The organism is Nocardia sp. NPDC051900, from assembly GCF_044452545.1.
GTDB lineage: Bacteria > Actinomycetota > Actinomycetes > Mycobacteriales > Mycobacteriaceae > Nocardia > Nocardia sichangensis.
On the sequence record NZ_JBITBU010000001.1, the window covers coordinates 302643 to 318184 of the forward strand.

A 15542-nucleotide genomic window follows, 5' to 3' on the forward strand; every position below is an offset into this window, starting at 1 on the left:
TGGTCGAGTGCGCCTCCTAGGTGACGAAACGCCGACGGTCACGCCACGATCTGGCGAGGGTGCGTGACGCGCGGCGTTCGTCGTTTCCTCAGCGATGCCGTCCAGCAGATCATGCGATGCAGATCGGGAAGACGAAGAGCAGCGGCGGGATGAAGCAGACCGGCCAGAAGAACGGAGCCCAGAACAGAACGGCGTCATCGGTCTGCAATTGCCCGTGCTGGGAGACATCTACGGCTGCAGGAGGGGCAGGCACAGGCGCTACGTCCGGGGACCCGGTAGCAACACCCGAACCGAAAGCGATCATTGGCACACAGGCTGCCGCAGCTGCGGCTGCGATAATCTTGTTTTTGGTCATTGTGCTTCCTTCAACTGACGGTTGGGATGCCTTCGCCCGTTGAAGGCTCCCTCTTATGACCCCTCTAACTCTTCTCTCAGGAAGCTCGCAAGATCATCGTCCCACGGGTCGGAAACACTCACCCCTCGGTGTGAATCCCGAGGTGAGTACGGGGTTCGCGTACCACCCCCGTGCACTACTGGTCGAAATCTCGTCCGCACGTCGACTTCGCCGACCCGACGCCTGCGAAAGATGGGCCCGAATTGCCCAGTCGGCAGCACCGTGCCGACCGCACCGGGAACACTCAGCGTCGAAACAGAGGCGTTTCTCTTGTCCCTGCCAGATCATGTGTGATAGCCGGTCTTCCGCGGTAGGGGGCAGATTCCGAGCAAACCGGATGCTGTTGAGGCGGCGGGAATCTCGCTGCACCGGATTACGGCACAACGATTTTCGGCGGGAACGGCCGCCCGGTCGCTACTATCCAACCTACTGTTACCTGATCAACGAGGGGATGTTCGGTGCAGTCAGGCAGAAACGGCTCGATCGGCGAGCGCCGCACAATCGCGATCGTCGGCGGGATACGCCCTTGCGGGGTGGAGGACCGTCCGTCGTGGACCGAGGACGACGGCGCCCGAGCCGCGCGGGAGGTCGGCGCCGAACTGGCAAGGGCAGGCTACGACCTCTTCGTCTATTCCAGCGCGCCGCGATTCGTCGAACGCGATGTGGTAGCCGGATACCTTTCCGTCGAGCCGTGCAGAGCCGGTTCCATCCATGTCCGGCCACCGTACGGATCTTCCGAAACCAGTTTCCCGCATCCACCACATAAGTCCGGCGCCTTCGAAATTCGTCATGAAGCGGAAGACGACTGGGAAGTCTCTAATTACCGTTCGCTGCGTGAAGCCGACGGTGTCGTACTCATCGGTGGCGGCCGCACCACATTGATCACCGCGATGGTGGCGATGGCGTTCGATATTCCCCTCGCGCCCGTCGCCGCTTTCGGTGGTGCCGCGCGTAAGGCATGGGTATCGATGGGACGCACCGGCAATCTCGCCACGCCGGAGGAGCTTTCGATCCTGGGCGGGGAGTGGAACGCCGGCGCCGCTGAGAATGTCGTCGAGATCCTGCGCACTCAGCAGGAACGCAAACAATCAGCGGAGACGATGCGGTCGCGCGCCGAGCGGCATGCCGAGTACAAGTCCGGAATCGGGTTGCTCTTCGGCGCGCTCTTGCTGATCGGCGGGTTCGCGATGATCCCGCTGGTTTACGCGGTGGACGGCAACGCATCGCTCACCCTGGTCGGGCTGATCGCGGGCTCCCTGCTGGCGGCGACGTCAGGGGCGATAATCCGCACTGCCGTCGACCGCAGGGAGGACTGGGCGCGAAGTTCGGTACTGGGGATGTCGGCAGGTGCGATCGCGGTCCTCTTGTTCATCTCGGCACAACTGGCGACCTCGCCCGATCTGTTGACGGGCCCCGGCGCGCGACGGCTCCTGTTCTTCGTGCTGTCCGTCGGTTTCATCGCGGGCTACACCTTCGACGCGGTGTACGCCAAGATCCGCCAACAGCAGGTCGTCGACACATCCGGCCTGCGTTCGGTCCTTCCCGAGCCGCAGGCGGATCAGAATGGCAACTGAGACAGACTCTTCCAGCAGGCCGAACGTCTTTCTCAGTCACCGGTACCGATCACCCGATGTCAACCTGTTCTTCTGGCGAATCATCCGGAAGGTGCAACCGGTCGCCTTCCGCGTGGACGAAGGGCTGACCTTCACCAGCCCGACGCGGCTGGAACGGATGATGCGAGACGCGGACGGGTTCGTGGGCATATACCCGCTACCAGGAGACGCGCAGACGGCGTGGGATCTGCGCACGCTCCAGCACGAAGCGCGGTACTTCCTGCTCGAGTTGAGCATCGCCGCACGCCTGCGGTATCCCAGCATCGTTTTCTGCGACCACCGGTACGGCGCCCTGTTCCGGTGCCCTCCGGAGATACGAGTCGTGGAGTACGACCCCCAGGAGATCACCGACGAACGCTATTCGCCGCTGATCGCGCGCGTCACCAAAGCATTCGAGACTTTCGCCGACGGTTTGCGGGCGCATATCTCCGCACGCGCCGGAACACGCTCGTACCGCCGAAGAGAAGTAGGCCTGCTGCTGAACCGGAGCACCAGGGCGGAGATCGGCGATGTGTTGGAAAGCAGCCTCGAGGAAGCGGTGTGGCAGCCGGTGAACCTGGCCTGGCCGCCTCGACTCGATTTGACGTTCGTCAGCCGGCTGCGCGAATTGGATTGGCTGGTGGTCGCACTCGACGACCCGGCGGCATATATCGCGGCGAGCTTTGCCGCAGGCCACGGCGTGCCTACGCTGCCCCTGTCGCACACGCCTGCCGATAGAGTGCCCGACCAACTCTCCGGAGCGTTGTTCGAGGATGTCCAGCCGCGCCACAGTAGGCGGGTGTTGTCCTGGCAGGATCGCGACGACCTCGGAAGCTCTTTCGAGGAAACCCTCACTGTGATCGGACATCAGCCCCGGCTTTTCCACGACGTCGATCAGGCCAGCCGATATTTCACCGCGGCCGCGCTTCGCAAAGAAGTCGTATTTCTCAGCTACGCCAACGAGGACAGGGACACGGCGGAACTGTTCAGCCGGGCGCTGCACGCCAGGTTCCAGGAAGTCTTCGACTATCGGAAGACCGGATCCATACGCACCGGGCAGAACTGGCTGGACGAACTCATGGACAGCTTGGCGAAGACAGCGGTCGGCGTCCTGCTGCTCTCGCCCAGCTACGTCGCCAGCCCGTATTGCGTAACCGAGGCCCAACGCCTGTACCAGGCCAGCATCGAAGGCCGCGCGACACTGCTACCCGTCCGACTTCAGCATGTGGAGCTACCCGAGTTCCTCAAAGGGGTCCAGTACCGCAGGCTGCCCGGCAACACCGAGTCCGATGTCGAAGCGGCGGTGCAGGAACTGATCGAATTACTCGGTGATGCGAAGCTCGGCGAGCAATAACATCTGCCCCACACCCGGCTGCGACACACCAGCTTCGTCGAATCGACGTGTCCACCCGCGTCCGGATACCTACCGAGCCACCAGAAATAGGGGCTCTCCCGCCTGGTTACGATCAGCCCAACGTTCTGAGAGGAAAATCATGACCAAGCCCTTCGCCGCCGTGCTCGCTGCGGCCGCCGCCGCTCTACTCTTCCTGCCCGCCGCACCCGCGCAAGCCCAGTCCCCCTTCTGCGCCAAGGCCATCGAGCTGATCAACATCGCGATCGACACGAGCGGCGGCACCATGGACACGGCGACGGCGACAGCGCTGTCCGACCGCCTGGGCGGCCTGGCCCTTCTGGCCCAGGGCGCGGAGAAGGACGTCATCACCGCCTACGCCGACGCACTGGTAGATGCCAACGTCACCGACCTCGACCCCTACACCGACGATCTCAACCGCGTCTGCGCCGCCTGACCGCAAGCCACCTGAACCCCTCAGCGTCGAATCTGAGGGGTTTTGCGCTGTCTCTACCTGGTCACATGCCCATGCGTTCCAGCGCCCAATCCGTCGCGGCTTCTCCGTCGTCAGCCGGGACGGACCACGTAACGTGAATCGGCGGAGTCACCCACCGATGCCGACGCCAGCCACGATCGGGGCGGATCGCCCAACCTCCGAACTCGCGGCGCACGGGATACGCCCTCCCGGATTCGGCTCTCCCGCGCAGCGTGAGCCTCATAACGCGTCCTTCTCTCATTCGTCGTAGTCGGACGGCCACACGATCATTGCGACGACCACCGCGAGGGGTAGGCCGATCACGAACGAGATCCGAGCCGCGCTCACCGGCGCACCCCGTCGAAAGCGGGCCAGCGGCCGAATGAGGCCCGTGGCGAGGCACATTCGACGTCGACGATAGCCATTGCCCGATCCATCGTCACCGCGTCCACGTGCGCGGACGATGGTAGTAACACCACGTCTACCCCCGGATGACTCGACCTGTTCGACCAGGCCGAGCACCGTATCCATATTCGCCCAGTGCAGCTCGTATCCGAGCCGCCGCGCCAAGCGGCGGACCTGAGCAGAGTCCCATTTCCGCCGTCGGTGACGACGGGTCGATCCAACCGAGCGCGTCCATTCCCCTTTTGCCCCTCGTCCCCTCGGCGTTGGTGAGTTCCCGCCGCCGAGGAACACCGTCGACCCAGTGGCGGGGCTGAATCGAAGTTAAGTGAGCTGCGTTCTCGGGCCGACGATTTCGCCGTCATCAGGCGTCCACACCCGGGCTAGGCTGGAGTTGTGGAACCTGGGGTGCTGTTGCGCGCCGCCAGGGAGGCGGCGGGAATCTCGCTGCGCGGCATGTCCACCATGGTCGAAACCTTCGCCCGTGAAGCGCGCACGGCACGAGCCGATGCGGCTGCGCTCGCGTCCGAGGTAACGCAATATCGAGGTTGGCTGGAGCACGCGGTCGGAGCCGACACCGCCGCCCGGCGCAGCCTGGCCACGGCGGTAGGTCTGGCGGCAGACTCCCTTGACCCGGACCGCCTTGTGCACAGCCCGGGATTCTCCGGTTACGTCACCTGGATCGCGACCGGGGATTACGGCGAGGTCGTCGCCCTATCGACGCCGCACTCGGCGTGCGATGTGCGCATCCCGTGCTCGTCGCCTACGCACAGATGCGGCGGGCCGAATTACTGGCCGCGCGGAGAAACACGCGAGACACAACGCGCCATGGCCGACGCCGACGCCGCGACGGAAACGGCGGACGGCGTCGAACCACCCGAGGCGATGTACTGGTGGACTCCCGGGGTTCGGCGCCGTGCGGCGCGGCGGGTTCTTGCACTGCTCGGACGCCATTGCGAAGCGGCGCGCGAGGCGAACACACGCCCATCTGCAGAGCGGATTCGCATCCATGAGCCCTTCGGCCGCAGGGTGCTCGATGAGACGAAATCTATTGCTGTCGCAGCGCCGTTCTGGATCAACTCTACTGTCGAGTTCGACGTTTTCGCAGATCAGAGGGTGTTTGTGGGGCGGGCGGGGCTCGAACCCGCGACCAATGGATTATGAGTCCACGGCTCTAACCGACTGAGCTACCGCCCCGTGCCGCGAAATCGCGAGCGTTGGGGATGCTACCGGGTCCGGTGGGGTGCGGACCAGTCGGCTGGGGATGACCTAGGGTGGGTGGGTCGGAAACTTACTGGAGGGTCAGGTATGGCCGGTCTGTTCACGAAGGTGCTGAAGGCGCATCAGTGGGTGTACGAGAACAGCGGTGGGCTGGTGGGGCATCGGCTGCTGCTGGGGAATCCGACGCTGCTGCTGCGGACGGTGGGACGCAAGTCCGGCAAGGAACGGACCTCGGCGCTGACGTACGCGCGCGACGGTGCGGACTATCTGGTGACGGCGTCCAACGGCGGATCGCCGCGGCCGCCGGGATGGCTGGCGAACGTGAAGGCCCGACCGAAGTGCGAAATCCAGGTCGGTCGGCGGAAACTGACGGTGCGGGCCCGGGCGACGCTGCCGGATGATCCCGAGTACGCGCGGCGGTGGGCGCTCGTCGACGAGGTGAACAAGGGTCGCTACAGCGCCTATCAGAAGCTGACGAAGCGGCCTATCGCGGTCGTGGTGCTGACCCCGGCGTAGCGGGGTCAGCCCTCGCGGTAGTCCTCGTCCCAGTCGTCCTCGTAGTCCTCGGCGTCGTCATGGTCGTCCCATGGCTCGGCTTCCTTCGGCGGCCTGCTGGCGAACTGGACGACAGCTACCACGAAGCCGAGGACCACGATGACGATTGCGACGACGAGCACAGTTTCCACCCCGGCACCCTAGCGCCGTCGCCGGAGCAGCGCACTACGTCGATTGTCCAGTTCGCCGGTTTGTTCACACTGTTAACAAAGTGCGCCCCAGCGCCGCCCTCGACTCGATGGCGGCATGCGCCCGGTCGGCCTGATCGAGCGGGAAGGTCTGACCGATGACGACCTCCAAGCGGCCCGCGACGACCTCCTCCTGAGCGCGCCGGGCGATCGCCTGCCAATCGATGTCCGCGCCGGTGATGTCGAACAACCCGTAGACGCTGATGCCGCGCGCCGCGGCGGTTTCCTGGTTCGGTACGGCGAATTGGCCTGCGGCGGCTCCGTATCCGAAAAAACGCCCGCCATCCGCGGCGACCGTGAGCGCAGCCTCGCCGAGCGCGCCGCCCGCGCCGTCGAACACTACGTGCGCGCCCGCCCCCTCGGTCGCGGCGCGCGCCTTCGCCGCCCAGTCGGGCGCGGAGTAGTCGACCACCGCGGTCGCGCCGAGCCGCTCGGCGAGTTCCAGCTTGGCGGCGCCCCGTGCGGCGGCGACGACGTGCGCGCCCGCCGCGCGGGCGAGCTGGATCAGCAGCACACCCAGCCCACCGGCGGCGGCGGTGATCAGGACCCATTCCCCCGGCTGGACGGCGGCATGGTCGAACACCGCGAGCGCGGTTCGACCGTCGTGGGCCAGCGCGACGGCCTGCGTCGCGGTCAGCCCCTCCGGCAAGGCCGTCAGCGTATCCGCCTTGGCCAGTGCTTTCTCGGCATATCCGCCGATCGGCAGGCCGCCGCCGATGCCGCTGGCCGCGGTGGGCGTCGACACCCGCTTGCCGATCCAGGACGAATCGACGCCGGAACCGACCGACGCCACCACCCCGGCGACCGCGCCGCCGGGCACATAGGGCAACTCGATCGCGAAGAAGTCGGTTCCCCAACCGCTCCGCAGCCTGGTGTCCAGGAACATCACATCCGCGGCGGCCACGTCGACGACCACCTCCCCTGGTCCCGCCACCGGATCCGGCAGCTCCCGAACCACGAGCACTTCCGGTCCACCGAACTCACCGGCTTGCACAGCCCGCATGTCACACACCCTTCGTCGTTCCTTGCCGTCTTCGGACGAAGATCAGCATGGAACCTGAAGTCGTGTTGAGGTCAAATGGTGCGTCAGGAACCGCCGCCGCAGCTGGAGCTACTGCCACCACCACAGCTGGAACTGCTGCCCCCGCCGCAACTGGAACTACTGCCGCCGCCGCAACTGGAACTACTCCCGCCGCCGCAACCGCTTCCCCCGCCGCAACTGCTGCCGTGGTGATGATGGCCGTGGTGGTGCTGATGCCCGCCGCCACAGCCGCTCGGCTGGTCGGACCCCCCGATCAAACCGGCTCCGCCGGCCGCCCAGAACGGATCTGTGGAACCCCCCTCGTAATATCCGCCGCTTCGGTTCCCACCGCGCCACGCACCGTACGGCGGCGGCTGATAGCGGTTGCGCTGCGAACGGATGATGGCGACTACGGCGATGATCGGAGCCGCCACGAGGAGCAGCACCATCAACAGGATGATCAGAAAGATGAGTGCGCTCATGTCAGAACGGTAGCGGCACATCGGCGCGCACGTACAGTGAACTGTGGTGAACTTCAGGTTCCGTCGAAACCCGGTGCGCGAGGTCGACCTGGCGACCGTACGCGCCGCCGTCGACGCGCTGGAACTGCCCGAGGCAGTCTACAAGACCTGCCCTTGGCAGCCACGGGAATTGGTGGACAAGGGATTGCGCCAGTGGCTGCTGTGCTGCGGCGCGGCCATGCGTGACAACCAGGTGATCGGCATGCCGTCACACGCGGTCGACGAGGCATGGCACGGATTCATCCTGTGCACCACGCGCTACGCCGATTTCTGCGCGAGGGCATACGGCCGCTTCCTGCACCACTTCCCGGAAGGCGCCGGGCCGCCGAATCCCGCGCACGGAACCATGGACGAACAGCTCGGCCGCACCGTGGTCGCGTGGTCGTTCGTGGCGGCTCCCGGCGAGGAATGCGTGCTGTGGGATCTGGACCGGCGAGTCGGTGTCGAGCACCCGTGGGGCATCGACGCCGATCGGGTCGTGGCCGTCGAGGCGGAGCTGGCCCGCACTCTCGCCTCCTGATCTCAGGTCAGCTTCACCCGCGCCGCCAGGAATCGGACGACGCCGGGCGCGAACCGGCCGAAGTGGTACTGCAAGTGGGCTTCCGGCGTCACCGGCACGATGCCGCGATCCCGCTGCACCGCGCTCACGATCCGCTCGGCCACCTTCTCCGGCCCGTAGCGCCGCATCCGGTACAGGTTGTCGTAACGCTCCTGCTTGCGCTTCTCCTCCTCCGCGCTGACGCCGGAGAACCGAGTGCGCCGCACGATGTCGGTGTGCACGATGCCGGGGCAGATGGTGTGCACCGAGATGCCGCGACCGGCCACTTCGGCGCGCAGGCAGTCGGAGAACATGAAGACCGCCGACTTGCTGGTTGCGTAGGCGCTGAACCCCTGCTGCGGACTGTAGGCCGCCATGCTCGACAGGTTCACGATGTGTCCACCGAGACCGCGCTCGGCCATGGCCGGACCGAACGCGCGGCAGCCGTTCACCACCCCGCCTAGGTTGATCCGCAGTACCCGGTCGAATTCCTCCGCCGACGTCTCGAAGAATCCACCGGCCTGACCGATCCCCGCGTTGTTGATCAGGATGTCCGGGACGCCGTGGGTCGCCAGCACCGCCTCGGCGTGCGCGCGCATCGCGCCTTCATCGGCGACGTCGAGCGGATAGGCGTGCGCCACACCGTGTTCGGCGGCGATCAGCTCGGCGGTCTCCTTCGCCGCCGCCGGATCGATGTCGGAGACGACGATCTCCGCGCCGCGACGGGCCAAGGCGAGCGCGGTCGCGCGCCCGATGCCGCTGCCACCGCCGGTGATGACCACGAGTTGATCATCGAACGGCCGCGCGGTCCGCCCCACCTCGGCGCGACGCAGGGTCCGGGGCGCCGGTGAGCCGCCGAGGGTGTCGATCAGTTCGGTGGTCGCGGTGGCCAGCAACTCCGGATGAGAGAACGGCATCCAGTGCCCGGCGGGGACGTCCCGCCGCCACAGCCGCTCGGTCCACTTGTGTTCGTCGTCGAATCCGGCGGGTCGCACGGCGACGTCGCGTCCGGCGACGATCAGCTGCACCGGCACCTCGGTGCGCCGCTCGCGCGGGGCGAGCATGCGCTGCACGATGTTCGCACGGTAGATCAGCAGGCCGTCGACGATGTCGGCGCGAAAGGTGGGGCCGAGACGCACGCTCGACGGCTCGGTCTCGTTCATCAGCGCGACGACCCGCCGCCAGAGGCGTTCGGTCCCTACCAGTCCGAAGGTGGCGCGCGGCAGCCCGGGGGTCATGAAGAAGAAGGTGTAAGCCGAGGACAGCAGTTGGGTGAACGGCTGCCACACGTTGCGCGGTGTCGGACGCGTCAGCCGGTCGCGGATCCATTTGCCGACGTGGTCCAGGTTCGGTCCCGAGACGGAGGTGAACGACGCGATCCGGGCCGCCGCGCCGGGCTCGCACACCGCTTCCCATACCTGCACCGAACCCCAGTCGTGGGCGAGCACATGTACGGGCCGATCGGGGCTGACCGCGTCGGCGACCGCGTAGAAGTCCGCGGCCAGGCGGTCGAGCCGGAAGTCGGCGGTGCGCCGGGTGCGGGTGGAGCGCCCGTGCCCGCGGGTGTCGTAGGCGACGACGTGGAACCGTCGAGCCAGGCGCGGCACAACGGCGTCCCACAGGTGATGGGTGTCCGGCCAACCATGCACCAGCACAATGGTTTCCGCGGCCGGGTCGCCGTATTCGTAGACGGCGAGGTCGAATTCGCCGCTGCGCACGCTGCGTCCCACCGCGGGGAGTTCGGCGATTTCGGTGGTGGTCATCGAGTTTCTCCTCAGCCGAATGGCGGGTCGGATCACAGATCGAGCACGAGGCGGCCACCGTCGGCGCGCGAGACGCAGACGAGCATCGCGCCCGCCTCGTGCTCGGCGTCGGTGAGCACGCTGTCGCGATGGTCGGGTTCGCCGGCCAGTACCCGGACCTTGCAGGTGCGGCAGAATCCCTGTCTGCACGAGTACGGGCGGTCGGGCCGGGAAGCGAGGATGGCGTCGAGCGCGGTGCGGTCCGCGGCGACCTCGACGATCTCCCCCGTGGAAGCGAATTCGATCTCGAACGGCTTACCGTTCACGATCGGTGGTGGCGAGAACCGCTCGAAATGCAGTTCCACCTGGGGGATTTCCCGCACCGCATCGGCAACGACGGTGATCATCGGCACCGGACCGCAGCAATAGACGGCGGTGTCGGGTCCGACGCCGGGCAGCAGGGCGCCCGCATCGGGGAGACCGTGTTCGTCGTCGGTGCGGACCACGACCCGGTCGCCGAATCCCGACAACTCGTCGAGGAAGGGCAAGGTATCCCGGCTGCGCCCCGTGTACACCATCGACCACTCGATACCCAGCCGGTGCGCCAACCTGACCATGGGCAGGATCGGCGTGACACCGATGCCGCCCGCAACGAAATGCAAACGCGCGGCGGGCGATCCGTGACCGGGCACGGCGAACGGGAAGGCGTTGCGCGGACCGCGCACCACGATCGCCGAACGCACCGGAAGACAGTCGTGCACCTCGACAGATCCACCGCCGCCTTCGGGGATCCGGCGCACCGCCACCCGGTAGGCGCGGACGTCCGCGGGGTCGCCGCACAGCGAGTACTGCCGCAAACGGCCGGAAGGCAGCTCGAGGTCGAGATGCGCGCCGGGACGCCAGGGCGGCAACGCGCGCCCGTCGGGGGCGGCCAGCCGCAGGCTCACCACGTCTTGGTCGTGCGCCTCGATCCGCCGCTCGGTGACCACCAGCGCGAGCCGCCGATCGTCCGTCTTCGGCCGCGGATCGCGCCGATTGATCAGAGCGGTCCAGCGCAGTCGCGCCGAGGCCACCGCGTCGAGCACCCGCACGGTGCGGTCGCGCTCGCGTCTGCCGAACAGGTCTGCGGGCAATTGGTCGGGAACCGGCGATCTCACGAGGCGATCGCTCGCGCCGCCGGGGACTTTGCCAGATAGGCCACCGCCTGAGCGGTGGAGCCGACCGTCTCCGGGTTGTAGCCGGGCCTGAACGTGCTCAACGCACTCCACAGCAGCGAGGGGACGCCGGGCAACGCGCCGCGCCACATCGCACCGAAGACCCGCATCAGCAGCCCCGGATAGCCGTGATCGGGCAGGTCGCGGTCCTGGTGGACGAGGAACTTGGTGCCGCGCACCACCAACGTCAGGAAGATGGGGAACACCAGCAGCATGAGGGCCGCGCGCCGCACGTATCCGGCCCCGAAGTACACGGCCACGTCGTGCGCGACGTGCCGGTGCTCGACCTCCTCCGCCCCGTGCCAGCGGAACAGGTCCGCCATGCGCGGGTCGGCGCCGAACCGCTCCAGATCCGCGTTGAGCACCCAGTCGCCGAGGTAGGCGAAGAAGTGCTCCAGGCACGCGATGAAGGCCAGCCGCTCCACCATCACCTGCCGTTCGGCGACGCCTTCGACATCTCTCGGCCCGAGCGTGCGGCGGAACAGATACTCGGCGTGCCGCAGATAGGGCTCGGGATCGATGCCGTGCGCGGCGAGCACCTCGTGCAACACCTTGTCGTGCGTCTCGGCGTGCATCGATTCCTGACCGATGAACCCGAGCATCGCCTCCCGCAGCCGCTCGTCCCGCACGTACGGCAGCGCCTCGGCGTAGGCGGCGCAGAACATGCGCTCCCCTTCGGGCAGCAGGAGATTCAGCGAGTTGATCAGATGCGAGGCGATGGGTTCGGCGGGCATCCAGCGTAGCGGCGTGTCCGACCAGTCGAAGCGCACGTTGCGGGCGTGCAGCGCCACGGCGCCCGGGTCGGTGTCGGGCCGCCGCCCGGCCCTGCGAAGTAGCTTCATCGATACTCCTCGATCCTCACGCGCACGCGTCGCCGCGCGATTCCTACATATCCGTAGCAAGGATCATACACATACATGGAACTTCCGGTAACACACAAAAGCGTCACGCACCGCTGTACGGTGGCACCACCCGCGACAGTCGTCACACCTGCCGTTTCCGGCCCAAAATTAGAACGTGTTCTAGTAGTCTTTTGCTATGGAACGATTGACCGGATTGGATGCCAGCTTTCTCTACTTGGAAACCGGGACCCAGCATCTGCACGTCTGCGCGCTGCTGATCCTCGACCCGTCGTCGGGCGGCTACTCGTTCGACGGCTTCAAAGCCGAACTGGCTCGGCGACTTCCCCTGATTCCGCAGATGCGCCGCCGCGTGTACGAGGTGCCGTTGAACCTCGACCATCCCGTGTGGGTGGAGGACGAGAATTTCGACCTCGACTACCACCTCCGCCGCATCGCGATCGCGGCGCCGGCCGGACGCCGCGAACTGGCCGAACTCGTCGGGGACATCGCCAGCCGCCCCATGGATCGCGACCGCCCGTTGTGGGAGATGTCCGTGGTGGAGGGTCTCGATGACGGGAAGGTCGCGGTGATCTGCAAATACCACCACGCCGCCGTGGACGGCGTCACCGGAGCCGACCTGATGATGCACCTGTGCGATCCGGAGCCGGGTGCCGCCAAGGAGGTACCCGACAAGGAGTGGCGCCCCGAGCCGAAACCGAATGACTGGCAATTACTGGCCGAGGCGGTAGTGAAGTTCCCGACCCGAGCGGGCATCGTCGGGATGCTGCCGAAAACGGTCGGCGTAGTCGCCGGTTTCGCGCAGCGCCGTCGCCAGAACAAGACGGGCATGGCCATCCCGTTCTCCGCTCCACGCACGCCGTTCAATCTCGCCATCACCCCGCACCGCGCCGTCGCGTTCACCGAGACCGAACTCGACGCCGTCAAGGAGATCCGCTCCGCGTTCGGCGTCAAGGTGAACGACGTGGTGCTGACCGTCGTCGCCGGTGCGCTGCGCACCTATCTGGCCGGGCGCGACGAGTTGCCGGACCGCTCGCTCATCGCGTCCGTACCCGTGTCCGTGCACGAGTCGACCCGGCACAAGGCCGGGATCAACAAGGTGTCCACGCTATTCGCGCGGCTGGGCACCGACCTCGCCGACCCGGTGGAACGCCTGCGCGAGGTGGCCGAGGCCAACCGGGGAGCCAAGGAAGAGCACGAGGTGATGGGCGCCGACTTCCTGCAGGACTGGTCCAAATACGCCCCGCCGAACACCTTCCGGCTCGCCGCACGGATGTACTCCTCGCTCAAGCTGGCGGAGAAGCACCCGGTGGTGCACAACTTGGTGGTGTCCAACGTGCCCGGTCCCCCGATGCCGCTGTACTTCCTCGGCATCCGGGTGGATGGGATGTACCCCTTCGGACCGGTGTTCCACGGCGCGGGCCTGACGGTGACCGTGCTGTCGAACAACGACAAGCTGAACTTCGGCTTCATCGCCTGCAAGGAACTGGTGCCCGACATCGCCGCGCTGGCCGACGCCGTTCCCGGCGTGGTCGCCGAATTGCTCGCCGCGGCACGCACGTCGGGCTGAGCGCCGGGTCCCGGTCCGCCACCGCCGCCGGACGGGACCTGCCGATTCACATCTTCGCGGCGACGGCCGCACAGGCTTCGAGCAGCACCAGTACGAAACGATCGGCTTCCAGCACACAGGACGCGTGCCCGGCCGCGACCAGATGCTTGCTCGCCCCCGGAATCATCGTCGCCAACTCCATCTGCCGATAGACGGGAATCGCGCGATCTCGGGTCGTGATCACCACCGCCGTCGGCATCGTCAACTCCGGCAACCACGCGGTCGCGTCGAAGCGCCCCACCGCGGCGAGCACCTGGGTGAGCGCCCACCCACTGGTGCTGCGGAACTCGCCGAGCGCCCAGCGATCCAACCGTCCCGGCGCCCACGTGATCTCGGGAAGCTCGGGCAGACGGCCCGCGAGCTTCTCGGCGCGACGGTAGGAGTATTGCTCCACAGCGGCGGCGACAGCGCCGAACGTCCGGTGAAAAGCGTGCTCACGCCATTTCTCGCGGAACCGATAGGGCGTCGCGCACAGCACAAGCCCGCTCACTCGGTCCGGATGGCGATGTCCCGCCAGCAGGCTTACGATTCCGCCCAGGGAAAACCCTGCGCAGATGGCTCGGTCGATCTCCAATGCGTCGAGCACGGCCGCCACGTCGTCGGCGCAGTCCTCCAGGGTGAACCGCTCGGAGCGGATGCCGCGCCCGTGCCACCGTTGGTCGAACAGGATGACCCGGTACCGCCGGGCCAGCTCCGCCAGCGACGGGAACCAGGTGAGGTACGCGGTGCAGGCGGTGGCGTGCAGGAGCACCAGCGCGGGCGCGTGCTCGGGCCCCGGGATGTCGACCACGTAGGTCCGGCCTCGACCCGCCAGCTCGACCAGGCGGCCACCGGGCACCTCGGCGATATCCGGCACCCGCAAACGTCCGCCGAACCGCGTCACGCTTCGGCCGGGGTTCGTCATAGCGCACCTCCCGAGTGGTCACACCTCCGCAATTCTAGAACACGTTCCACATCTGCGGCGCGCAGGAATGGCATCGACGGCCCGCTCACCGGGACGCGTGGTCGATCACGCCGTAACCGCCGACCGCCTGGGCTACCGTCGCGAGACGCGTCGACACCAGGCGCATTTTCTGTAACGTGTTACAGGCAGATTCGAGAGACGGAGGTACCCCGGATGGGGCGGTTGACCGGCAAGGTGGCGTTGATCAGCGGCGGAGCGCGCGGCATGGGCGCGGCGCACGCCAAGGCTCTGGTCGCCGAGGACGCGCGCGTGGTGCTGGGCGACGTGCTCGACGAGGAGGGCGCCGCGGTCGCCGCGGAACTCGGCGACAACGCCGCCTACGTCCACCTCGACGTGCGCGAGCCGGAAGACTGGCGCAAAGCCGTCGGCGCGGCGGTGGAGCGCTTCGGGTCACTGAGTGTCCTGGTGAACAACGCGGGCATCGTGAACGGCAACCTGCTCGTCGCGTTCGAATTGGCCGAATGGCAACGGATCATCGACATCAACCTCACCGGCACATTCCTCGGGATGCAGGCCGCTACGCCCGCGATGATCGATGCAGGCGGCGGCTCGATCATCAACATCTCCTCCGTCGAAGGCATGCGCGGCAGCCCGGGCCTGCACGGCTACACGGCCACCAAGTTCGCCGTGCGCGGGCTCACCAAATCCACCGCGCTCGAGCTGGCGCAGTACAAGATCCGCGTGAATTCCGTGCACCCCGGCTTGATCCGTACACCGATGACCGAGAACATCCCGGAGGACTTCCTCCAGATCCCGCTCGGCCGCGGCGCCGACCCGTCCGAGGTCTCCGCCCTGGTGACGTTCCTGGCCAGCGACGAATCGTCGTACTCGACCGGCGCCGAGTTCGTGGTGGACGGCGGTCTCACCGTGGGCGTTCCGCACAAGAGCTTCTGAG

At 67.0% G+C, this 15542-nt stretch carries 15 protein-coding genes and 1 tRNA gene; 8 read left to right on the forward strand and 8 right to left on the reverse strand.

Translation table 11 applies throughout. The features are described 5' to 3' along the window. Positions 1 to 109 precede the first annotated feature (109 nt). Complete coding sequence (locus ACIA5H_RS01385) at positions 110 to 355, reverse strand: hypothetical protein (RefSeq protein WP_379252914.1); 246 nt, start codon at positions 353 to 355, stop codon at positions 110 to 112. Positions 356 to 852: 497 nt separating this feature from the next. Between ACIA5H_RS01385 and ACIA5H_RS01390 the strand changes: the two genes are divergently transcribed. The 3 genes from ACIA5H_RS01390 (at position 853) to ACIA5H_RS01400 (ending at position 3794) form a co-directional block, all read left to right on the forward strand. Next, the gene (locus ACIA5H_RS01390; RefSeq protein ID WP_397073077.1) at positions 853 to 1968 is read left to right on the forward strand and encodes a hypothetical protein; all 1116 of its coding nucleotides are present in this window, start codon (positions 853 to 855) and stop codon (positions 1966 to 1968) included. Beyond that, positions 1958 to 3340 carry a TIR domain-containing protein gene (locus ACIA5H_RS01395; RefSeq protein WP_397073079.1) on the forward strand — a complete coding sequence of 461 codons (1383 nt, stop codon included), beginning with the start codon at positions 1958 to 1960 and terminating at the stop codon, positions 3338 to 3340. Before ACIA5H_RS01390 ends, ACIA5H_RS01395 begins: the two co-directional genes overlap by 11 nt. Positions 3341 to 3479: 139 nt before the next feature. After that, positions 3480 to 3794, forward strand: coding sequence for a hypothetical protein (locus ACIA5H_RS01400; protein ID WP_379252911.1), 315 nt, complete (start codon positions 3480 to 3482; stop codon positions 3792 to 3794). Positions 3795 to 5337: 1543 nt separating this feature from the next. Here ACIA5H_RS01400 and ACIA5H_RS01405 read toward each other — a convergent pair. After that, positions 5338 to 5411, reverse strand: a tRNA-Ile gene (locus tag ACIA5H_RS01405). A 111-nt stretch (positions 5412 to 5522) separates the two neighbouring features. On the opposite strand from ACIA5H_RS01405, the gene ACIA5H_RS01410 reads away from it, so the two are divergent. After that, positions 5523 to 5951, forward strand: coding sequence for a nitroreductase/quinone reductase family protein (locus ACIA5H_RS01410; RefSeq protein ID WP_397073082.1), 429 nt, complete (start codon positions 5523 to 5525; stop codon positions 5949 to 5951). 5 nt (positions 5952 to 5956) lie between these two features. On the opposite strand, the gene ACIA5H_RS01415 is transcribed toward ACIA5H_RS01410, so the two are convergent. Together ACIA5H_RS01415 and ACIA5H_RS01420 are read right to left on the reverse strand one after the other, a co-directional pair. After that, positions 5957 to 6121 (reverse strand): hypothetical protein, encoded by a 165-nt coding sequence (locus ACIA5H_RS01415; protein ID WP_355072572.1) that lies wholly within the window; start codon positions 6119 to 6121, stop codon positions 5957 to 5959. A 64-nt stretch (positions 6122 to 6185) separates the two neighbouring features. Beyond that, positions 6186 to 7181 (reverse strand): zinc-binding dehydrogenase, encoded by a 996-nt coding sequence (locus ACIA5H_RS01420; RefSeq protein WP_397073084.1) that lies wholly within the window; start codon positions 7179 to 7181, stop codon positions 6186 to 6188. Positions 7182 to 7256: 75 nt separating this feature from the next. On the opposite strand from ACIA5H_RS01420, the gene ACIA5H_RS01425 reads away from it, so the two are divergent. Both ACIA5H_RS01425 and ACIA5H_RS01430 read left to right on the forward strand, forming a co-directional pair. Beyond that, positions 7257 to 7412 (forward strand): hypothetical protein, encoded by a 156-nt coding sequence (locus ACIA5H_RS01425; RefSeq protein WP_397073087.1) that lies wholly within the window; start codon positions 7257 to 7259, stop codon positions 7410 to 7412. A gap of 315 nt (positions 7413 to 7727) precedes the next feature. After that, entirely contained in the window at positions 7728 to 8240 is a 513-nt protein-coding gene (locus ACIA5H_RS01430) for a hypothetical protein (RefSeq protein WP_379252906.1), read from the forward strand. A gap of 2 nt (positions 8241 to 8242) precedes the next feature. On the opposite strand, the gene ACIA5H_RS01435 is transcribed toward ACIA5H_RS01430, so the two are convergent. The 3 genes from ACIA5H_RS01435 to ACIA5H_RS01445 are packed head-to-tail and all read right to left on the reverse strand — an operon-like array spanning position 8243 to position 12056. Then, positions 8243 to 10021, reverse strand: a complete 1779-nt coding sequence (locus tag ACIA5H_RS01435) for an SDR family oxidoreductase (protein ID WP_397073090.1) — start codon at positions 10019 to 10021, stop codon at positions 8243 to 8245. A gap of 32 nt (positions 10022 to 10053) precedes the next feature. Beyond that, a complete protein-coding gene (locus ACIA5H_RS01440; protein ID WP_397073092.1) occupies positions 10054 to 11157 on the reverse strand; it encodes a PDR/VanB family oxidoreductase in 1104 nt (367 codons plus the stop codon). Further along, positions 11154 to 12056 (reverse strand): metal-dependent hydrolase, encoded by a 903-nt coding sequence (locus ACIA5H_RS01445; RefSeq protein ID WP_397073094.1) that lies wholly within the window; start codon positions 12054 to 12056, stop codon positions 11154 to 11156. The genes ACIA5H_RS01440 and ACIA5H_RS01445 overlap by 4 nt, the downstream gene beginning before the upstream one ends. Before the next feature lie 196 nt (positions 12057 to 12252). Here ACIA5H_RS01445 and ACIA5H_RS01450 point away from each other — a divergent pair, with 196 nt between their 5' ends. Next, entirely contained in the window at positions 12253 to 13644 is a 1392-nt protein-coding gene (locus ACIA5H_RS01450) for a wax ester/triacylglycerol synthase family O-acyltransferase (RefSeq protein WP_379252902.1), read from the forward strand. A gap of 46 nt (positions 13645 to 13690) precedes the next feature. Here the strand turns inward: ACIA5H_RS01450 and ACIA5H_RS01455 are convergent, their stop codons facing one another. Continuing rightward, on the reverse strand, positions 13691 to 14587 hold the full coding sequence (locus tag ACIA5H_RS01455) for an alpha/beta fold hydrolase (RefSeq protein ID WP_397073098.1): 897 nt from the start codon (positions 14585 to 14587) through the stop codon (positions 13691 to 13693). Between the two features lie 213 nt (positions 14588 to 14800). Here ACIA5H_RS01455 and ACIA5H_RS01460 point away from each other — a divergent pair, with 213 nt between their 5' ends. Beyond that, positions 14801 to 15541, forward strand: a complete 741-nt coding sequence (locus ACIA5H_RS01460) for a glucose 1-dehydrogenase (protein ID WP_379252900.1) — start codon at positions 14801 to 14803, stop codon at positions 15539 to 15541. Position 15542 lies beyond the last annotated feature (1 nt).